This window comes from Halomonas sp. PAMB 3264 (assembly GCF_031954245.1).
Classification (GTDB): domain Bacteria; phylum Pseudomonadota; class Gammaproteobacteria; order Pseudomonadales; family Halomonadaceae; genus Vreelandella.
In genome coordinates this window covers 467333-487461 of the sequence record NZ_CP134866.1, presented here as the reverse complement: position 1 = coordinate 487461, position 20129 = coordinate 467333, and the positions used below count along the sequence as shown (strand labels likewise).

At 60.1% G+C, this 20129-nt stretch carries 17 protein-coding genes and 1 pseudogene; 10 read left to right on the top strand and 8 right to left on the bottom strand.

Annotated elements, in window-relative coordinates; genetic code table 11:
- Window positions 1-106: 106 nt before the first annotated feature.
- The 3 genes from RN347_RS02250 to RN347_RS02240 all read right to left on the bottom strand — a co-directional run bounded on the left by RN347_RS02250 (window position 107) and on the right by RN347_RS02240 (window position 5387).
- Window positions 107-1227, bottom strand: a protein-coding gene (locus RN347_RS02250) for an IS3 family transposase (protein WP_311958820.1) whose coding sequence is annotated in 2 segments (ribosomal slippage) — window positions 107-969 and window positions 969-1227 — 1122 coding nt in all. Because the reading frame shifts where the segments join, the coding sequence is not laid out codon by codon here.
- A 43-nt stretch (window positions 1228-1270) separates the two neighbouring features.
- Window positions 1271-3847 (bottom strand): DEAD/DEAH box helicase family protein, encoded by a 2577-nt coding sequence (locus tag RN347_RS02245; RefSeq protein ID WP_311959832.1) that lies wholly within the window; start codon window positions 3845-3847, stop codon window positions 1271-1273.
- 55 nt (window positions 3848-3902) lie between these two features.
- Window positions 3903-5387: a sigma 54-interacting transcriptional regulator gene (locus RN347_RS02240; protein WP_311959829.1), complete on the bottom strand. Its 1485-nt coding sequence runs from the start codon at window positions 5385-5387 to the stop codon at window positions 3903-3905.
- Between the two features lie 434 nt (window positions 5388-5821).
- Here RN347_RS02240 and RN347_RS02235 point away from each other — a divergent pair.
- Window positions 5822-6905 (top strand): annotated as a pseudogene (locus RN347_RS02235) (IS481 family transposase).
- A gap of 765 nt (window positions 6906-7670) precedes the next feature.
- A complete protein-coding gene (locus RN347_RS02230; RefSeq protein ID WP_311959827.1) occupies window positions 7671-7808 on the top strand; it encodes a hypothetical protein in 138 nt (45 codons plus the stop codon).
- 12 nt (window positions 7809-7820) lie between these two features.
- On the opposite strand, the gene RN347_RS02225 is transcribed toward RN347_RS02230, so the two are convergent.
- The 4 genes from RN347_RS02225 to RN347_RS02210 are packed head-to-tail and all read right to left on the bottom strand — an operon-like array spanning window position 7821 to window position 11167.
- Window positions 7821-8903: a GTP-binding protein gene (locus RN347_RS02225; RefSeq protein WP_311959825.1), complete on the bottom strand. Its 1083-nt coding sequence runs from the start codon at window positions 8901-8903 to the stop codon at window positions 7821-7823.
- Between the two features lie 3 nt (window positions 8904-8906).
- A complete protein-coding gene (locus RN347_RS02220) occupies window positions 8907-9560 on the bottom strand; it encodes a DUF1826 domain-containing protein (RefSeq protein WP_311959823.1) in 654 nt (217 codons plus the stop codon).
- A gap of 43 nt (window positions 9561-9603) precedes the next feature.
- Window positions 9604-10419 (bottom strand): metal ABC transporter permease, encoded by an 816-nt coding sequence (locus RN347_RS02215; RefSeq protein ID WP_311959821.1) that lies wholly within the window; start codon window positions 10417-10419, stop codon window positions 9604-9606.
- Window positions 10409-11167, bottom strand: coding sequence for a metal ABC transporter ATP-binding protein (locus RN347_RS02210; protein ID WP_311959819.1), 759 nt, complete (start codon window positions 11165-11167; stop codon window positions 10409-10411). Before RN347_RS02210 ends, RN347_RS02215 begins: the two co-directional genes overlap by 11 nt.
- A gap of 127 nt (window positions 11168-11294) precedes the next feature.
- Between RN347_RS02210 and RN347_RS02205 the strand changes: the two genes are divergently transcribed.
- From RN347_RS02205 to RN347_RS02170, 8 genes are all read left to right on the top strand, one after another.
- On the top strand, window positions 11295-12359 hold the full coding sequence (locus tag RN347_RS02205) for a metal ABC transporter solute-binding protein, Zn/Mn family (protein WP_311959816.1): 1065 nt from the start codon (window positions 11295-11297) through the stop codon (window positions 12357-12359).
- 137 nt (window positions 12360-12496) lie between these two features.
- Window positions 12497-14065, top strand: a complete 1569-nt coding sequence (gene nikA, locus RN347_RS02200; RefSeq protein WP_311959814.1) for a nickel ABC transporter substrate-binding protein — start codon at window positions 12497-12499, stop codon at window positions 14063-14065.
- Window positions 14065-15009, top strand: a complete 945-nt coding sequence (nikB, locus tag RN347_RS02195) for a nickel ABC transporter permease subunit NikB (RefSeq protein WP_311959812.1) — start codon at window positions 14065-14067, stop codon at window positions 15007-15009. Before nikA ends, nikB begins: the two co-directional genes overlap by 1 nt.
- Before the next feature lie 53 nt (window positions 15010-15062).
- Window positions 15063-15887: a nickel ABC transporter permease subunit NikC gene (gene nikC, locus RN347_RS02190; RefSeq protein ID WP_311959809.1), complete on the top strand. Its 825-nt coding sequence runs from the start codon at window positions 15063-15065 to the stop codon at window positions 15885-15887.
- A complete protein-coding gene (locus RN347_RS02185; protein ID WP_311959805.1) occupies window positions 15884-16675 on the top strand; it encodes an ATP-binding cassette domain-containing protein in 792 nt (263 codons plus the stop codon). Before nikC ends, RN347_RS02185 begins: the two co-directional genes overlap by 4 nt.
- 10 nt (window positions 16676-16685) lie before the next feature.
- Complete coding sequence (gene nikE, locus RN347_RS02180) at window positions 16686-17516, top strand: nickel import ATP-binding protein NikE (RefSeq protein ID WP_311959803.1); 831 nt, start codon at window positions 16686-16688, stop codon at window positions 17514-17516.
- A gap of 33 nt (window positions 17517-17549) precedes the next feature.
- Window positions 17550-17903 carry a hypothetical protein gene (locus tag RN347_RS02175; RefSeq protein ID WP_263585264.1) on the top strand — a complete coding sequence of 118 codons (354 nt, stop codon included), beginning with the start codon at window positions 17550-17552 and terminating at the stop codon, window positions 17901-17903.
- A 119-nt stretch (window positions 17904-18022) separates the two neighbouring features.
- Window positions 18023-18961: a tetratricopeptide repeat protein gene (locus RN347_RS02170; RefSeq protein ID WP_311959801.1), complete on the top strand. Its 939-nt coding sequence runs from the start codon at window positions 18023-18025 to the stop codon at window positions 18959-18961.
- Here RN347_RS02170 and RN347_RS02165 read toward each other — a convergent pair.
- The gene (locus tag RN347_RS02165) at window positions 18955-20127 is read right to left on the bottom strand and encodes a PatB family C-S lyase (RefSeq protein WP_311959799.1); all 1173 of its coding nucleotides are present in this window, start codon (window positions 20125-20127) and stop codon (window positions 18955-18957) included. The genes RN347_RS02170 and RN347_RS02165 overlap by 7 nt on opposite strands.
- Window positions 20128-20129: the final 2 nt, after the last annotated feature.

The following is a 20129-nucleotide window of genomic DNA, read 5'->3' as shown; positions in this document are numbered from 1 at the left end:
ATTTCAATTGGCTGTAAAAAACATGCACAGAAGGAAGAGGAACAAAAAATAGAGTTATTTACGCATGAGTAATTTTTCTTACCATCACATCGACGTCACCCCATCTTCAGTAGCACCCGGGTTTAGAGTCTGAAGTTACTTTATCGTGTTTTAACACCAGTTGCTCGGCATAGGCGGAAGGCGTTAACCCTCCAAGCCCTTTCTTCGGTCTTTCTTCGTTGTATTCCCGTCGCCACGCCTCGATGATGATCCTCGCGTGATTCAGGCTGGTGAACCAGTGCTCATTTAGACATTCGTCTCTAAAACGCCCATTGAACGATTCGATGTAGGCGTTTTGATTGGGTTTTCCAGGTTCGATTAAAAACAGGGCGACACCATGCTGATGAGCCCACGTCAGCATGGCGCGTCCGCAGAACTCCTTTCCATTATCCGTACGAATGGCGCTTGGCAGGCCACGTTGTATAGCCAGATGATCCAGAATCCGTGTTAACGACAGGCCGCCAATGGCCCGTTCAGGTACGATCGCCACGGCTTCATGGGTGGCGTCGTCGACAACGGTGAGGTTCTTTATCACGCGTCCTTCTGCCGTACGGTCAAATACAAAATCCATTGACCAGACCTGGTTGGCGGCACAAGGACGGCCAAGGGGCTTTCGCTCAGACGCAGGAACCTTCTTGCGCTTGCGGCGCTTTACCTGCAATCGAGCCGCCGCGTAGAGGCGTTCGACGCGCTTATGATTGACCTGTTCACCGGCTTGACGCAGCTTCAGGTAGATCATGCCAGCGCCATAGCGACGATGCCGATGGGCCAGGGCCGTAATGCGTTCACGCAATGCCCCATTGCGGTCAGGGGCCGATTGATAGCGCAATGCACTGGCACTCATATGGATGACACGGAGCGCTCGGCGTTCACTCAGACCACGTGACACCATAAAGCGCACCACGTCTCGGCGTGCCGGGGCACTCACCACTTTTTTCTCAGCGCCTCCCGAGTGACCTCCATTTCCAGTAGCGACTCCGCGAGCAGCTTTTTCAAGCGCCCATTTTCGGCTTCGAGTTCTTTGAGTCGTTTGGCATCGGGGACGCTCATGCCGCCAAACTTGCTGCGCCATAGATAGTAACTGGCTTCTGAGAAACCGTGCCGACGGCATAGCTCCTTGATGGGCAGTCCTGCTTCGGCTTCGCCCAGAAAACCGATGATCTGTTCTTCGCTGAAACGCTTCTTCATGTCCAATCTCCTTACGCATAGGATCGGACTCTAAAGTGTAGCGCTACTCAATCAGGGGGTGACGTCGAGCTGACGCGTGCTTGTCCCGGAGTACTCGGCTGGACATTAGCGGTGCAATAGTTTCTGCTAGCAGGTGTTGTGTTCTAGCCTCCAGCTTGTCTAAAAGGTCCGTTTGTTGAAGCTGGTGTACCACTCGCAAATTCCTGCGAACGGCAATACTTTCATCAGGCAAGTCATTGATATCTTCCTTGAGAAGACGCACGCTCACATCGTAGCCTGCGGCATGATTGCGCTTCAGGGCCACTTGTGCAAAAGCCAGCCGTTCCTCAAAAGTCGATTGCAGGAGTGACTTACTACTAGTGTCCTCTGGCTCTTTGTATTCCTCATCAAAGAAATCAAAGTTTCCATAGTGATCGAAAATCAGGAATTCCGTTTTGTCCTGTCCGCGGCCGAACAGGTTCGGCCGCAGGAGTGTGCCTCGGCCAATCATTTGCCAAAACTTCACCCAAGATTTAACAGGCTTGGCAAAAACGAGGTTGACGATTTCCGGCACATCAATGCCGGTATCCAGCATGTCTACTGAGATGGCAATGCGGAAGTCGTTATCCGGCTTTTTGAATTCCTTAATCAGGCTATCCACGTGGGAAATGTCGTTATGGATGACCTTGCACACCTTGGTGCCGTACTGCGGGTACATATTGCAGAACAGTTTTTCGAGGTGTTCTGCATGGTCTTGCCTCTGGGCGAAGATGATCGTTTTCCCAACCAGTGACCCGGTTTCATCTTTGATACCGTTTTTAATCAGGTTTTCCAGGATGACTCGGTCTGTTTCCTCACTGAAAATTTTTCGACCGATGTCTTTTCCGGCAATCCGGGTATTGCGGGCCTCTTCCTCGCCCAAATCCTCTTCCAGCTGTTGCTGTTGCTCGGGCGTCAGATCGGTGTAGTGAATACCATCACGAAGAAACTCGGTGGTCAGGTCCTTTACCCGGAACGGTACCAGGTACGGTGGTTCGTTGTTGATCGCCGCATCCAGCCCAAACTCGAACGTTGGGTCTGTGGTTTCACAATCAAAAATGTCGAAGGTGTTACGGCTGATGAACTTGACCGGTGTCGCGGTAAGACCTACCTGCAAGGCATCGTAGTAATCGAACAGATCGCGATATTTGTTGTAGATACTGCGGTGACTTTCATCGGCGATGATCAGATCGAAAAAGCCCACATCCAGCTGAGCAAACCGGTTCATCATTCCGGGATAGGTGGCGATGTAGATGCGTGCTGATTCGTCAATCTGGCGGGTTTCACCGATGATGCAGCGCGGTTCACTCGGCAGGTTTTGCTTGAACGCATCATCAGCTTGAACACGCAGCTCTTTTCGGTCACAAAGAAACAGAACCCGTTTGGCCCAGCCAGTTCGCAACAGAAGCTCCGCGAGAGCAATGGCCACGCGCGTTTTGCCCGTACCGGTTGCCTGAATGATTAGCGCTTTGCGCCGTTGATTCTGGAAATGCGCTGCTACTGTTTTGATGGCCTCGATCTGGTAAGGGCGGTCTGCAATCTTGAGCTCCGGATTGAAGCGCTCCAATTCGGCAGCGCGATAATGGCGCTGGTAAATCAGGTATTCCAAGCTTTCCTTACTGTAGAATCCATAGACTGGGCGATAAGCGTTGTACTGGTGGTCGTCCCAGATAAAGGTTTCATAGCCATTGCTGTAGAAGATGACCGGGCGCTGGAACCCCATATACTCAAAAGAATTGGCGTACAGTTGAGCCTGCTCGCGGCCAGCCTGAAGATTAACCGTTCCGGACTTCTTAGCCTCGATCAGCGCCAACGGCTGCCCATTCTCGCCCCACAGCACATAATCTACATAGCCCTTCCCTGATGGATTATCGGGGAACTTTACCTCTACTTCTTGCCCAACCTGGGCAGGATTGCCAACGTCCCATCCCGCTTTCACCAACATCGCGTCGATCAGCTGAGCTCTGGTCTTGGCTTCGTTCCATTGGAGGGAGTTTGCTGTCTGCTGGCTTCGCTGTTTACGCGCCTGCTGCTCCGATTCGGCTGGTTGTTTGAAAGCTTCGGCTTGCTTGGTTCGCTCGCGGTCCAGCTCGTCCATGACTCGTTGAAGTTCTTCTTGCTGCTTCTTAAGATCTTTTTCATAGCTGGAAACGGACTTTTTCAGTTGAAGAAGATTGTTAGTCGGATCCAGAATTTCTTGGAAAGAGGGCAAGTCCTCTTTCTGATAACCACAGTAAGTGAGCGCCATATAGACAGCAAGTTGATGTGCCGTCGTAAGCGCCATTTTGGCACTGCGAAGATCACCCTCAGCTCCATGGGCTGCGTCATTACCCTGGACTCGGAGAAAGTTAAGCTGGTGGATTAGCGATTTGTCGACGCAATCCGCAAAGACTGAATTTTTCACTAGTTCATAGAAACTGGCTTGAGGCAGCCTGGGCAGAGACTCTTCCTTATAGATGGTCTTCGTCACCTCCTCAGCCAAGCTCCTTAGTCTAGTTAAGGCACTACCAGGATCTACGTATAGGACAGCCTCTGCCAAACCACCCAATTTTGCTAAGACATCATACTTTGGCCGAAGAAACTCAAAATTAACCGACTTCATAAAAGACACTCTTCTTATGCCACCCCTTGTCACAAAAGCAAGGACTGTGCCAGTTTTATTCAATACCGTATTTCATCATCCAATTGCTCAAGGTCTGCTGGCTCTTCAAACCAAGAAGCTTTGCAGCCTTTGTTTTATTCTGGGCAGTATGAGCCATCGCATCCCGTATATAATGAGCGGCCAAATCCGCCATTAAAACATTCAAATCAATGCCTTGTGTAACATTATGATTAAGAAGTCCAGGCCCTCTCTCTGGCATAATGAATAATGCTTGGCGCATCTCTGGACCAGTTATGCTTTCTCCCGAGCTCCATAGCGCTGCACGTACAAGAGTTGATTGAAGCTCCCGGACATTCCCCCGCCACGAGTGCTGGAGAATAACTTTTTTTGCCTCAGCAGAAAGTTTCTTACCGAGAAATACTGAGTCTTGCCCCCCTTGTGCTTTAAGTACCACGTCTGCGAGCAGCGAAAGATCCCCCTGCCTGGCGCGAAGAGGGGGAAGGTGCAAAACACCCACAGCAACCCTATAAAATAAATCTTCCCGAAACTGGCCTCCTGCGACCGCCTCCATAAGATTGCGGTGTGTAGCTGTGATAATGCGCACATCTACAGGGTGTTCTGCGTCACTACCCACTGGGACTAATCTACCTTCCTGCAATACGCGAAGTAACCGAACCTGCGACTGTGGTGATAGCTCACCAAATTCATCGAGAAATAAAGTACCTCCATCTGCTTGTTGGAACACACCAGAACGATCTGCAACCGCTCCCGTAAAGGCCCCCTTCTTATGACCAAACAAAGTCGAATCAATTAGCTCTTCGGGAATGGCTCCGCAATTTAATGCGATGAATGGCTTCTCGCGACGCGGACTGGCATTGTGGATGGCACGGGCAAATAACTCTTTTCCTGTCCCTGTCTCACCATAGATCAGAACTGGTACATGGCGTTCAGCGAGCATCTGCGCTTGCTGTTTAAGCAAAAGCATGCTCGGATTCTGGGTGACGATATTATCGAATGCTGCATTAATGGGTACCCGAGAATCCGCCAGGGCACGAAATTTATTATCTGAGATTACAGAAATGGAAGGGACAAACTCAGCGGCAAGCTCAAAGGGTATTCTTACCTTCTCTACCCCTTTCTCAAGAGAAGACTGATAGAAGACAGCCGAAAACTTAGTTTTTCCTAATAAGATCCAGACTGCCTGCATTGCCGGTGTACCAGGACTTAGGAGAATAGATATCTCTGTGCCTTTTGACGCAAGCCTGGCTAGACAAGGCTCAACCGCCAAGTAAATTTCCCCAAAATTGACAGGAGAACTGAGACTTACCTCACATGCTTCTATTGCGATGTCAGTATGACATTCGAGCAAAGCAATGTAAGGCGCCACCTGCTCGTATGGATAGGCATAAAGTAATTTGACTGCGTCAAATTGGATATTTTTCAGAGTAGACCATATTGGACCAGCAGGCTCATGGCCCACAGCTTTTAGATCATTGCCCCCTATCCAGCTAACTAAGGTTTTATGTAGTGACTTAGGCATCCGCGTTTTGAGTCCAATTGATTGGCAGGCGGGGTATTTATATTTATCCGTGGCCGATTTACGTATATCTTTAAAGCAATAGACCAGTGCTAGGTTTCACCATACCATTCAACATATCAGCAGACAATAATTAACAACCTGTCTGAAAGCTAGCTCAAGGTGCACCGTCCGTATGCCAAGACATACCTGAAAGTTATATTAGCTGCCAGCTTACCGTCTTCCGTTTCATCAGCGCGAAGGTCACGGCTCAGGCAAATGCGATATTGTCCCCGCCTCAGCGCAATCCGCTGTCTATGGTGTCATTTGGGAAATGGCCTCTCATCACAAGCCGGCGTTCGATAGCTGTAGGGTCCCGGATGATCAAATGAGCTATAGAAGTTATCCTCTGCTGACAGCGAGAGAGCTTCTAAAGCACTTCATCCAGGAGCAGGCTCATGAACATCAAGCTGCATAAACAAGCGACGACGACACCGAAGATCCGGGCCGAGATCCAGGCAGCGCCTTCCAGCATTACGGATAGCGAGCTGGCCCGCCAGTATAGCGTATCACCCGCGACCATTCTGCGCTGGCGGTACCGCGACGATGTCCATGACCGACCGCACACGCGTCACAACCTGCTGGCCACCCTCTCGTCCGAGCAGGAGGAGGTGCTGATCGCCGCTCGTGAATTCCTGCGCCTCGGCCTGAATGATCTCCTCGTCGTAGCACGCGAGTTCCTGACCCCCTCGGCTGTCCCGCTCGGCCCTGCATCGCATGCTCTCGCGGCGCGAGGTGCCGACACTGGCAGAACTGGCTCGTCAGGACGCCGGCGATGATGGCAAGCCCCGATACAAGCTCTTCAAGCACTACGAGCCCGGGTATGTGCATATCGACATCAAGCACCTGCCCCGTATGCCCGACGAGGATCAGAAGCGCTACCTGTACGTCGCCATCGACCGTGCCACACGCTGGGTCTATCTGGAGGTCAGGTGCAGCCAGTCTGCCAGGGATGCCAAAGCGTTCATGAAGCGTGCGAAACAGAAGGCTCCCTTCACGATCCATACGGTGCTCACTGACAACGGCAAGTCGTTTACTGATCGCTTCACGCGGGCAGGTGAGCGCCAGCCCAGCGGCCGCCACCTCTTCGACCAGGAGTGCCAGGCCCATGGTATCGAACATCGCCTGATAAGACCGGGAAGGCCACAGACGAACGGCATGGTCGAGCGGTTCAATGGTCGCATCAGCGATGTGCTGGCGACCCGACGTTATACCTCGGGCGAGGACCTGGAACAGACGTTCAAACGCTACGCCTGGCTGTACAATCACCACATCCCGCAGAAGGAGCTGCATCACCAATCACCGATGACAGCGATGAAGGAGTGGCAGGCTGGGCGACCGGAGTTATTTGATAAAAAAGTTGTTAATCATACGGGACCCGACATTTTACGCCCCCTTCCTGAAACTGACGTTTGTTTTGTTCTACCGTGCCGACATGAGGTACCTGTGAATAGTCACGTGAGGTGTCTGGCGATGCATTAAAATGGTTAACAAACTGCTGAAGTTCATCGACTATCGGGTCGCCCGCCCAAAGCGAGAGAGTCTCGACCGATTCAGGGTGAGAGCATTCCCTTACAAGATTGGCAATCGCGTCATTGCGGGGGCTTAGTCCTAGGGCGTGATAAATGACCTGGAGAACATCAAGTAAATTCTCCTCGTGCGCCCATGCTATTAGCTTGCGGTACCGCTTTCCGAGACTTACGGTCACTGCTTCCAGCTGCTGACTGTGACAATCTCCTACGTCTTCTCGTGTCATTAATAACCCTTACGTCCAGAAGCGGTATTTGCCGAAAACCGCCCTATCATAAGGTTTAAAGTCATTTTTAACCATTTAAGGACAAAATAAATGTCTTTATATCATCAGTCTCATAACCGTCATCGGTTCAAATCCGGTCCCCGCTACCATCTTCGATAAAAAAGCCGTTACCGAAAGGTAGCGGCTTTTTTTATGCCTGAACGGTGAAGCAGACGAGTAGCTCAGCGGGCTCAGCTCTTCATAGGTCCAGGAAGGTCATCGGTTCGCTCTTTTTTTAAAGTCAGCGGTCCCCGCTACCATCTTCGATAAAAAAGCCATTACCGAAAGGTAGCGGCTTTTTTTTATGCCTGAACGGTGAAGCAGACGAGTAGCTCAGCGGGCTCAGCTCTTCATAAGTACAGGAGGGTCATCGGTTCGCTCTTTTTTAAAGTCAGCGGTCCCCGCTACCATCTTTGATATAAAAGCCGATTCTTTCGAGAATCGGCTTTTTTGTGTCTGAACGATGGAGCAGTCAGGCCGGCTTCAGCTCGGACGAGCGGAGACACACAGTGCCCGCCAGGCGCTACGCGCTCACTCCCACCGCCTACCGGGCGCGCTTCAAGACCCCGCGCGCCGAGGTCGTGCACTGAGCGCGGCGCGCGTCAGGCGCTCTCTTTCGATGCGCTAAAGAAGTGATACATCTCGGCCACCGTCTCCGGCGCGATGTGCTGGGTGATGAACACGAACCGCGAGACGCGATCCGAAACGCACTCGAGAGGAAGCTCCCCGGGCGGATGGAAGACCTGCTGTACGCCGTGAATCGCCAGCGGCGCGTCGCGGTCACTCAGGTGCACTACTGCCTTGATGCGCAGCATCTTGTCGCCCATCAGCGATATCAGCATGTCCAGCCAGTTCTCCAGCGTGTCCGGGGCAATGCGCTCCTCGACGGTGAAGCAGAAGGCGCGGATCGAGTCGATGTGGTGGAGGTGGAGATCGCCTGAGTGGTGCGCCGTGACAGGGCCGGGGCTTAAGGAAATCGCGGTGCCCGCGTGGGGTGCGGCGGCGCTGACCGTGTAGCGCCCGGCCTTGAGCCACTGGTCGACCTGATAGCCGCCGTCGGCGTAAAGCCCGGCGCCCACCAGCAGGCTCGCGGAGAGTTTGCCATCGATCACTTGCCACTGCTCGGCGGTCGGGTTGAGCCGAGCGAGCCGGTTGGCAAGCCCGGATACCCTCGCCTGCTCGGCGAGATCGGTCTTGGTGATCAGGAGCTTGTCCGCCACGCCGACCTGCTGGCGCGACTCCTCATGAGCGTCCAATGTGGCCTCGCCGTTGACCGCATCCACGCAGCACACGACGCTGTCGAGCTTGAAGCGGTGCGCAAGCCAGGCATCGGTCATCAAAAGCTGTAAAAGGGAGGTCGGCAGCGCCAGCCCCGAGGTTTCGATCACCACGCGCGCTGGGGCGGGCTTGCCCCGCACCTCGAGATCCTCGAGCGCCTCGCGCAGGGTGCGGCTCAAGTCGCCGCGCAGCGTACAGCACAGACAGCCGCTGCTCATCTCGATCACGGCCTGCTCGTCGCTTTGGGTGATCAGCTGATGATCGAGGCCAATGTCGCCGAACTCGTTGATCACCACCAGGGTGTTATCCATGGACGTCTGGCGCACCCAGCGGTTGAGCAGCGTGGTCTTGCCGCTACCCAGAAAGCCGGTGAGCACGTTGACGGGAATCAAGGGTGGTGTCGTCATGGCTCAGGCCGGGTCGATGGTTAACAAGAGGCGCTTTTCGCCGCCTGCAAGCGCCGGGCTTCGATGGACGAGCCCGCGCTCTTCGCAGCCTATCCAGCCGCTGCCCTTGATCAGCGCGATATCGCCGCACTCCAGACACTGAACGGCGTGCGGGTCGGCCGCGACCTCCGGGCGATCAGCGCGGGGCGCGCCCAGCCCCAGACGGTTGACGGCGTGCTCCGGCAGCCACTCGCTGCCCGGGCCCACGTAGGTCGTGACCAATCGCACCGCCAGGTTGTCGCAGTGAAAGCGCGGGCACATGGCGCTGTTCAAAAGCCTCAGCCGCACGCCGACCGTGTCGGTCTCGAACAGAAAAGCCACGGCGGAGGCGACGGTCGCGATATCCTCGATCAGCGCCTCGCCGGCTTCCGGGGCCGGCAGGTGGCGGCGCAGATCCTCGGTGAAGGCCTCATTGATTTCTCCCAGCCAGCCAAATTGCCAGGCGCGTTCGGTCTGACACTGGGCCTTCGCGCTCAGCGCAATATCCGCCGGCAGCGCGCGCTCAAACACGGCGATGTTGATCGCCTCGTCGAAGATGCGCGGCAGCACGCTGATATCGGCGTCCGCCGCGGCGTGATCGGGCAGGCGTGAATCAGTGGCTTGTTGTTGTAACGTCATGACGATCTCCGGTGTTTGAGTGTCTGGGGAATCAAGGCGGCCGTCAGGCACTCGCCTTCAGGCGTTGAACGAGGCGCAGACCCTGGCTTGCAAGCGTTGCCGCCAGAAACAGCGCGGCGGCCAGCGTTACCATGGTGGGGCCGGTGGGCGTATCCATCAGGTAGGCAGTTTTAAGGCCGCCGGTCACCGCCGTGAGCGCCACGCCGGTGGCGCCGATTGCCATGGCCTCCGGGGTGCGGCAAAACGGGCGCGCCGCTGCCGCCGGAATGATCAAAAGCGCCGTGATCAGCAAAACGCCCACGACCTTGAGCGCCACGGCCACCACCATGGCCAGCGCCAGGGTCAGAATGAGCTGTTCGCGGCGCGGGTCGATGCCGCTTGCGTAGGCAAGCTCGCGGCTCATCGTCGCCATCAGAAGCGACGACCAGCGCCAGCCCAGAAGCACCAGCACCAGCGCCGCGCCGCCGCCGATCACCCAGAGATCACTCCTACCCACGGCCAGAATGTCGCCGAACAGGTAGGCGTTGAGGTCGATGCGCACCCCGGAGAGAAACGACACCGCCACGAGCCCGACCGCCAGGGCCGAGTGGGCGGCCACACCGAGCAGCGTATCCATGCCGACACCTCGCCCGCTGAGCATCGACACCCCGAAGGCCATGACCAGCGCCACCGCCAGTACCCCGGCAAAGATCGATATATCCATGAGCAGCGAAAGCGCTACGCCCAGAATCGCGGCGTGGGCGGTGGCGTCGCCAAAGTAAGCCATGCGCCGCCAGACGACGAAGCAGCCAAGCGGGGCCGCCGCCAGCGCCACCAGCACGCCGGCAAGGGTGGCGCGCACCATGAAATCATCCAGCATCGGCGACCTCTCCCGGGTGATGACGGTAAAGCGCGAATGCATCGGCACCCTCGCGGTTGAAAAGCGTTTCGCCAAACAGCGCCTGGTAATCCGGCGACGCCGCCACCCGCTCGGGCTTGCCCTGACAGCACAGGGTGCGGTTCAGGCAGACGACGTGGTCGGCGGTGCGCATCACCACGTTCAGGTCGTGGCTGACCATCAGCACGGCGCAGCCGTAACGCTGGCGCACCGCCTCGATACGGCGATAGAACTCTGCCGTGCCGCGCTGGTCGAGCCCTTGGGTGGCCTCATCCAGAATCAGAATGTCCGGCCGGGTCAGAAGCGCCCGCGCCAAGAGCACGCGCTGGAACTGGCCGCCGGACAGATGGCTCATCGTCGCCTGCAGAAGATGCCCGGCGCCGGCCTCGTCGAGGGCGTGCTCGACCGCCGCCGGGGCTTGGCGGTGCGGCAGGTTGATAAAGCGCTTGACCGTCATCGGCAGCGTCGGGTCGAGATGCAGGCGCCGGGGCACGTAGCCGATGCGCAGCCCTGCGCCGACTCGCACACTGCCAGTGGCGGGCTTGACCGCGCCGATCAGCGTCTTGACCAGCGTCGACTTGCCCGACCCGTTGGGGCCGATCAGCGTGAGTATCTGATGGCGATAGAGCGTCAGGTCGATGTTCTCGAGCACGAACTCGCTTCCGAAACGCACGCTCAGGTGCGAAATGCTTACCAGCACGTCGTCCGGGGTATTGGGAGCTAATTCCATCGGTAGCATCGTCTTGTAAAATATTGTTATGTTATAACATGTCTATCGAGTCTTGACGACCCTTCCCTGCCGCTGTCGGTAAAAGGCCGTCACCTGACCCACCCTCGATGACTCTCTGGAGCACACCATGCTGTCTACGCGTTTATCCTGGCCCCTGCTGCTGGCCTTCCCTCTGGCCGCTGCCGCCGACGCTCCCCGCGTTGCGGTAGACATTCCCCCGGTGCAGTCGCTGGTCGCCACCGTGCTGGGCGAACACGGCGAGCCTGCGCTTTTCATCCGGCCCGGCGCCTCGCCCCACGGCTACTCGCTGCGCCCCTCGGAGGCCAAGGCGCTCGACGACGCCGACCTGGTGGTCTGGGTGAGCAACGACCTCACCCCCTGGCTCGAAGGGCCGATCGACAACCTCGCCTCCGATGCGCGCCATATCGAGCTGATAAAGGCCCCGGGCACGCAGGTCCTCGAGTACCGCGACGGCGCCACCTTCGCCCTCGGCGACAGCGACGGTCACGGCCACGATCATTCTCACGGTCATGAACACTCACACGATCATGAGCATTCTCATGACCATGACCATGAGCACGAGCACGAGCACGAGCACGAGCACGAGCACGAGCACGAGCACGAGCACGAGCATGATAACCAGCACGCTCACGACCATGGCCACAGCCACGAGGGCACCAACCCCCACGCTTGGCTCTCGCCCGAGAACGCCCGCCAGTGGCTGGGTGCCATCGCCGAGCAGCTAAGCGAGCTCGATCCGGACAACGCCGACGACTACCGCGCCAACGCCGAACAGGGCCAACAGGCGCTCGTCGAGCTTGAGGTGCGCCTCGATCAGCGCTTGGCCAAGCACCACGACACCCGCTACGTCGTCTTCCACGACGCCTACCAGTACTTCGAGGAGGCCTTCGACGTGCCCGCTGCCGGGGCGATCTCGCTGGGTGACGCCTCCGCGCCCAGCCCGGCGCGCATCGAGGCGCTGCAAACGCTGGTACGAGAGGAGAACATCCAGTGCGTGTTCAGCGAGCCGCAGTTCAACGCCCAGCTTGTCGAAAGCGTCTTTGGCGACACCGCGGTCTACACCGGCGTGCTCGACCCGCTGGGCGTGGGCCTTCCGCTGGATGCGTCGCTCTACCCGGCACTGCTCGAGCAGATCGCCGACGAGATCGAGCGCTGCGGCCAGACAAGCTAGCGCGGCACCCGCTCGTTCTGAAACGCTGCGAGCGGGCACCTGCCTACGCCTCGGCGGGAAAGTATGATAATTTTCGCAATTCTTCATACTGACTATGCACACTGTTCGGGCGACTGCTCGAGCGAACCGAGGTGATCATGCGCGCAGCTCTAGGCGCCCTTCTGGCACTCTCCCTGACGCTGGGGGCGAGCGGCCCGGCCGCGGCCGAATCGCGGCTCGACGCTTCCTGGCCAAGCAACGTGGGCGCGCTGAACCCGCACCTTTATACGCCCAACCAGATGTTCGCCCAGGCGATGGTGTATGAACCGCTGGTGCGCTACCAGGCCGACGGCACCGTGGCGCCCTGGCTTGCCAGGCGCTGGGAGGTCACTAACGACGGGCGCACCTATACCTTTACGCTGCGCGACGACGTCACCTTCTCCAACGGCGAGCCCTTCAACGCCGCGGCGGTGGTGGCCAACTTCGACGCGATTCTGGCCCACCGCGAGCGCCACGCCTGGCTTGGGCTGACCGAGCAGATCGAAAGCGTTCGCGCGCTGGACGAGTTTCGCGTCGAGCTGAACCTGCGCGCGCCCTACTACCCGTTACTGCAGGATTTGGCGCTGCCCCGCCCGTTTCGCTTTATCGCCCCGTCGCAGCTGATCGACGGCACGTTTACCGCCGGCGTGAGCGCGCCGATTGGCACCGGCCCTTGGCAGCTCGACGAGACACGTCTGGGCGAGTTCGACCGTTTCGTGCAAAACGACGCCTACTGGGGCGAAGCACCGGCCTTTGACGAGGTAAACGTTAGCGTGATCGTCGATCCCAACACCCGGGCGCTGGCGCTTCAAACCGGTCAGATCGACCTGATTTACGGGCCCAACGGCTTGATCTCGCCGGACACCTTTACCCGTTTCTCCCAGGACGAGCACTACACGACGGCGCTTTCCGAGCCGACGGAAACCCTGATGCTGGCGCTGAACAGCCAGCGTGGTGCGACGGCTGAGCTGGCCGTACGCCAGGCGATCAATCACGCGGTGGACAAGGCCAGCATCGCCGAAGGCGTTTTCTACGGCACGCAGCAGGTCGCCGACACGCTATTCGCCCCCGGCGTGCCCTACGCCGATGTAGGGCTTACCCCCTACGCGTTCGATCCCGACCGCGCCGCCGAGCTGCTCGATGAAGCGGGCTGGCGCATGGACCGCGGCGTGCGCATGAAGGAGGGCGAGCCGCTGCAGATCGACCTGGTGTTCGTGGGCAACGATGCGGTGTCGAAATCCACCGCGGAAATCATCCAGGCAGAGCTTTCCGCGCTGGGCATGATGGTTCGCCTGATCGGCGAGGAGGAGAGCAGTGTCTACGCCCGCCAGCGCGACGGGCGCTTTGGAATGATCTTCAACCGGACCTGGGGCGCGCCGTTTGACCCCCACGCGTTTATTAGCGCCATGCGCGCGCCCGCCCACGCCGACTACCAGGCGCAGCTGGGGCTTTCTGACAAACCCGAGATCGACGCGCTGATCGGCGAGATTCTGATCTCGACCGACGAGACGCAGCGCCAGGCGCTTTACGAGACGCTTTTGACCCGCCTGCACGAAGCCGCCGTCTATCTGCCGCTGACCTACGCCAGCGTGCTCGCCGTCGCTTCGCCGACGGTCGGTGAGATCCACTTTGGCGCCATGGCCAGCGAAATTCCGTTTGATCGGTTCACCCCCGAGGCCGGGCGTTGATGGCCGGTTTCATCCTCAAGCGGCTTTTATTGCTGCCGCTACTACTGCTGGCGGCGTCCATCATCATCTTTTTGCTGCTGCGTCTCGGGCCGTCGGATCCGGCGATGGACTACCTGCGCCTCTCCCAGGTGCCGCCCACGCCCCAGGCGCTCGAGCACGCGCGGGTGGCGCTCGGCCTCGACCAGCCGCTGATCACTCAGTACGCTCAGTGGCTTTCAAGCGCAGTGCGCCTCGATTTCGGCGTCTCCTATGCTACCCAGCGCCCGGTATTCGAGGACATGCTGCACTTTCTGCCGGCGACCCTCGAGCTTGCCGGCGTCGCGCTGGTGCTGACGCTGCTGGTATCGATTCCGCTCGGCCGCTGGGCGGCGCGCCACCATCACCGCGCCCCGGATCTCGTCGTGCGCCTGATCGCCTTTTTTGGTGTATCGATGCCCAACTTCTGGCTTGGCTTTCTGCTGGTGCTGCTGTTTTCGGTGACCCTGGGGTGGCTTCCGCCGATGGGCCGCGGCGGCGTCGCGCACCTGGTGCTGCCGGCCGTGGCGATTTCGCTGATGTCGCTTTCGATCAACGCGCGGATGCTGCGCGCCAGCATGCTGGAGGTGGGAAGCCAGCGCCACGTGCAGTACGCCCGCCTGCGCGGGCTTGGCGAGCGCGAGGTGGAGCGCCGCCACGTGCTGAGAAACGCCCTGCTTCCGATCATCACCGCCACCGGCATGCACGTCGGCGAGCTGATCGGCGGCACGCTGATCATCGAGAGCATCTTCGGCTGGCCGGGCGTGGGGCGCTACGCCGTATCGGCGATCTTCAACCGCGACTACCCGGTCATCCAGTGCTTCACGCTGCTGATGGTGGCCATCTTCGTGGTCTGCAATCTGATCGTCGATATCGTTTACGCCGCCGCCGACCCGCGCATTCGTATTTCCAGGGAGGGCGTGCAGTGAGGTCTTCGAGCGCATCGTTCTCGCCGTCGTCTCATTCTCCATCTCGGGGGCGCTTGCCCAAGGCGCGCCTGACCACCTGCATCGCTCTGGCGCTGGTGGCGGGGCTGGTGTTCGTGGCGCTGTTCGGCGCCGGACTTTCGCCGTTTGATCCCAACGCCGTGACGCTCTCCGAGCGCCTCGCCCCGCCGAGCGCCACGCACTGGCTCGGCACCGACCACCTGGGGCGCGACATTCTCGCACGGCTTCTGGAGGGCACGCGGGTCTCGCTCGGCGTGGTCGCCGTGACGCTTTCGCTGCTGCTGGCGCTGGGCATCGTGGTGGGCGGCAGCGCCGGGGTCATCGGCGGGCGCTTCGATCAGATCACCATGCGCCTGACGGATATCTTTCTGACCTTTCCCACCTTCGTGCTGTCGCTGTTCATGATCGGCATGCTGGGCACGGGGCTTACCAACGTGATACTCGCTATCGCCCTCTCCCACTGGGCCTGGTACGCGCGGATTGTGCGTTCGGTGGTGCTGTCGCTCAAGCATCGCGACTACATCAGCGCCGCGCGCATGGCCGGCGCCGGGCGGCTGCGCATCTTTACCCGCCACCTGCTGCCATCCACACTTTCACAGCTGGCGGTGCTCGCCTCGCTCGATATCGGCCACATCATGCTGCACGTCTCGGGCCTGTCGTTTCTCGGGCTCGGGGTCGCCGCCCCCACGCCGGAGTGGGGCGTGATGCTCTCGGATGCGCGCCAGTTCGTCTGGACCGAGCCGATGCTGATGCTCTGGCCGGGGCTGGCGCTGTTTGTGAGCGTAATGGCCTTCAACCTGCTGGGCGACGCGCTGCGCGACCGCCTCGACCCTCAACTTCAACGGGAGCATACGCATTGAACGCGCCGCCCACGCACCGCACCCTGGCCCTTGAAGGCATGACCGTCGACACCCGCGACGAGCGCCTGGTCGACGATGTCTCGATCACTCTCGAGCGCGGCGAAGTGGTGGCGCTGGTCGGCGCCAGCGGCTCGGGCAAGTCGCTAAGCTGCGCCGCGGCCCTCGACGCTCTGCCCAGCGGTACGATCAAACGCGCGGGCCAAGTCCACCTCGACGGTATGCCGATCGCCGCGTCGCTTTTGCGCGGGCGGGTGGTCGCCTCGATCATGCAAAACCCGCGCAGCGCCTTCAATCCGGTGCGCACGCTCAAGAGCCACTTCGATGAAACGCTCAAAGCGCTGGGCGTGGCGAGAAAGGCGCGCGGGCCGCGTAGCCGCCAGGCGATGCTGGATGCGGGCCTCGAGGAGCCCGAGCGGCTGTTGAAGCTTTATCCGTTTGAAATGAGCGGCGGAATGCTCCAGCGCACGATGATTGCGCTGGCGCTGGCAAGCGAGGCGCCGTTTCTATTCGCCGATGAGCCGACCACGGATTTAGACGTCATCCACCAGCGCGACATTCTCGATCTGCTCGCCGATCTGCGTACGCGCTTTGGGCTGGGGCTTTTGCTGATCACCCACGACATGGGCGTGGTGGCGCGCCTGGCCGACCGGGTGCTGGTGATGGATCAGGGCCGGCTGGTGGAGAGCGCACCGGTCGAAACGCTTTTTGAGCGCCCGCAGCACGTCGTTACCCGGGCGCTCGTCGAGGCGCACCTGGCGCTCTACCCGCATCGGCAGGCACCGTCATGAGGCTGGTCATATGAGTTTTTTAAGCGCCGAAGGCGTCTCTCACGGCTACTCCCCGAGGCGGTCGCTGTTGCGCCGTCGACCGGCCCAGCCCGTGCTGTCAGAGGTGTCGCTTGAGATCGAACCGGGCGAAACCCTGGGGCTTCTCGGGCGCAGCGGCTGCGGCAAGAGCACCCTGGCGCGCCTGCTCACCGGACTCGAAACGCCAAGCCTGGGCACGGTGCGTTTTCAAGGCAACGCGTTATCCAGTCTCGACAAACCCGGCTGGCAGGCGTTTCGCCGCCAGGTGCAAATGGTGTTTCAGGATCCGCAGAACGCGGTGAACCCGCGCCTCACCGTGAGCGATATCATCAGTGAGCCGCTGATTCACCTCACCGACCTGGACCGTGCCCAGCAGCCGGCCCGGGTGGCGGAGCTTCTCGACGCCGTCGGCCTGGCCCGCCGGTTTGCCCGCCGCTACCCGTTCGAACTCAGCGGCGGTCAGCTTCAGCGCGTGTGTATCGCACGGGCACTGGCGCCCCGGCCGTCGCTGATCGTGCTGGATGAAGCGGTCTCGAATCTGGACCTGCACCTGCAGCTCCAGATGCTGGAGCTGTTCACCGCTTTGCAGCGCGACGTCGGCGTGGCGTTCTTGTTCGTCACTCACGATCTTCGTCTGGTCGAGCGCTTCTGCTCACGGGTACTGGTCATGGGCGCCGGGCGGCTGGTCGAGGACCGCCCCGTCACCTCGCCATTGACGCTGACCTCACCAGAGGGGCAGGCGCTTTTCCAAGCGGTGCTGCCGGCGTTTCCCGTTCAAATGACGTCATTACGGGAACGACTCCCACTTGAGAGTGTCTCTTGAGCGCAACGCTCTACCTATAAAGGATGTGTCTTCATGAAAAAATTCGCCCTATTTCTGAGCCTGGCCGCGGCCCTGACCACCCAGGGCGCCTTCGCTCAAAGCCAGGCGTGCTCGTCCGAGGCGCTGATGGCCGCCAACCAGAACGTGTACGACCAGCTGGAAGCCTACGCGGCCAACCAGATGCAGCAGGGCAAAACTGCCGAGGAGCTCACCGCTGACATGGAAGCGATCACCAGCGCCGGCGGCGTTCAGGACGTACTTTCTCGCCATCAGGATGAGCTCGAACTGATGGAGCCAGGATCAGGTCACGAGCCCTCCCAAGCGCTATGTGACGACATGTACGCCATGATCGACGACATGCAGGCCGAGCTCGACGCCCGCCAATAACCGGTCACACCTTTGCGGTGTCGTTGCCTGCGCGGCACCGCTTGAATAACGCCCTCCCCGCCTTAATATCATGTGCCATGCTTGTTTTATTCTTTCCCTAGCAGAGCGCAGAACGTGACATGTCGATTATTGATCCCCGCACCGGAAATACGCTGACGGCCGAACCCGCCGCCGACACTGCCGCCAGCGGCAGCCGGCCCGCCGTCGCCCGCGACGATGTGATCATCGAGCTGAGCGCGGCCAACATTCAGAAAGTGCTGGAAGCCTCGAGCCAGGTACCGGTGCTGCTCGACAGCTACTCGCCGGCCAACGAGCCCTGCCAGCAGCTGATCAGCGTGCTCGAAAAGCTGGCGCTGGAGTACGGCGGCGCCTTCCTGCTGGCCAAACTCGACGCTCAGGCCAACCCGGAGATCGCCGCACAGCTCGGCGTGCGCTCGGTGCCGGACGTCAAGCTCGTAAGCCAGGGCGGCCTGGTCGATGGCTTCCAGGGGGCGCTGCCGGAAAAAGAGGTGCGTGAGTGGCTCGGGCGCTACATTCAGGCCCCGGAGGATGCACCGGCCACGCCCGAAGAGCAGGCCGAAGCGGCGCTGGCCGAGGGTGATACCGCCACCGCCAGGGAAATCTACCAGACGCTGATCACCCAGTACCCGGAGTACCACGCCTACCAGGTAGCCATGGCGAAGGTGCTGGTGGCCGAGGGCCAGCGCGACGAGGCACGCAGCGTGCTCGACAACCTGCCGCCGGAAGAGCGCGAAGGAGCAGCCGCCCGCGGCGTACGCGCCAGCATCGAATTCAGCGAGCAGGCCCTCACCGCCGAGGAAATCGCCGCCCTGGGGGATCGCGACGACAGCGAAGCGCGCTACCAGCGCGCCCTGCGTCAGGTCGCCGACGGCGACTACGATACGGGCCTTGAAGGGCTTCTGACGCTGATGAAGTCCGATCGCGCCTATAACGATGACGCCGCGCGCAAGACGCTGTTGCAGGTGTTCGACGCCCTCGGCGCCGATCATCCGTTGACCGTGGCCTACCGTCGCAAGCTCTTCGCGCTGCTCTACTGAGCCGCGGGCCCGAGCACCGCGTCGAGCCGCAAAAGCGCCGCTTCGAGCTCGGCGCCCGTGGTGCCGAAATTCAGGCGCAGAAAGCCGGGGCGGCCAAACGCCGCTCCGTCGGAAAGCGCCACTCCCGCTTGCTCCTTGAGCGCTTGATAGGGCGAATCGCCCAGATTCGCCCGGCGCACGTCGAGCCACGCCAGATAGGTCGCCTCCGGGACGCTTAGACTCACCCCGGGCCAGCGGGCAACACACTGCTTTAGCATGTCGCGGTGGCCGCGCAGCACCTCGAGCAGCGCCTGGCGCCAGGGCTCGCCCTGACCATAGGCGGCGTCGGCGGCCACCAGCCCCAACACGTTCACCTCCGGAAGCCACCCCTTACAGGCCATGACAAAGCGCTGGCGGAGCGTGGCGTCCGGAATCACCGCGCAGGCGCTCGAGAGCCCTGCCAGGTTAAAGGTCTTGGACGGCGCCCAGAGCGTGATCGTGCGCCGGGCGAGCTCCGGAAACAGTGCGGCCAACGGGCGGTGTTGCGCACCCTCCTCGAGCAGAAGATCGCAGTGCAACTCGTCGGACACCACGAAAAGATCGAAGCGCGCGACCAGCTCGGCCAATCCTTCAAGCTCTTCATGACGCCAGACGCGGCCGGTCGGGTTGTGCGGGTGGCACCAGAGCAGCAGGCGCGTCTCTGGCGTGATGGCAGCTTCCAACGCTTCGAGATCGAGCCGCCAGGGCTCGCCGGGGCCAACCGGTTCGGCGAGTCTTGCCTGCTGACTCACGCGCCCGGTACGCTCGGCCACGGCCAGAAACGGCGGGTAGATGGGTGTGGCGGTGAGCACGGCGTCGCCGGGCTTTGTCAGCGCCAGCGTGGCGAAGTGCAGTGCGGGCACCACGCCGGGCAGCCAGTGCTGCCACTCGGCCTCGATCGGCCAGTCGTAGTGTGTTGCGCTCCAATCACAAAGCGTCTTCTTGAGCGTTTCGGGCACCTCGCCGTAGCCATACACGCCGTGGGCGACGCGGCGCTCGAGCGCCTCGATCACCGCCGGCGGCGAACGAAAGTCCATGTCCGCCACCCACAGCGGCAGGATGTCGGCGCCGTAGCGGTGCCATTTTTGTGACGAGTAGCCCCCTTCGGGGTGGCGCCGCTCGACAGGCGTGGCAAAATCGAAGCCCATGA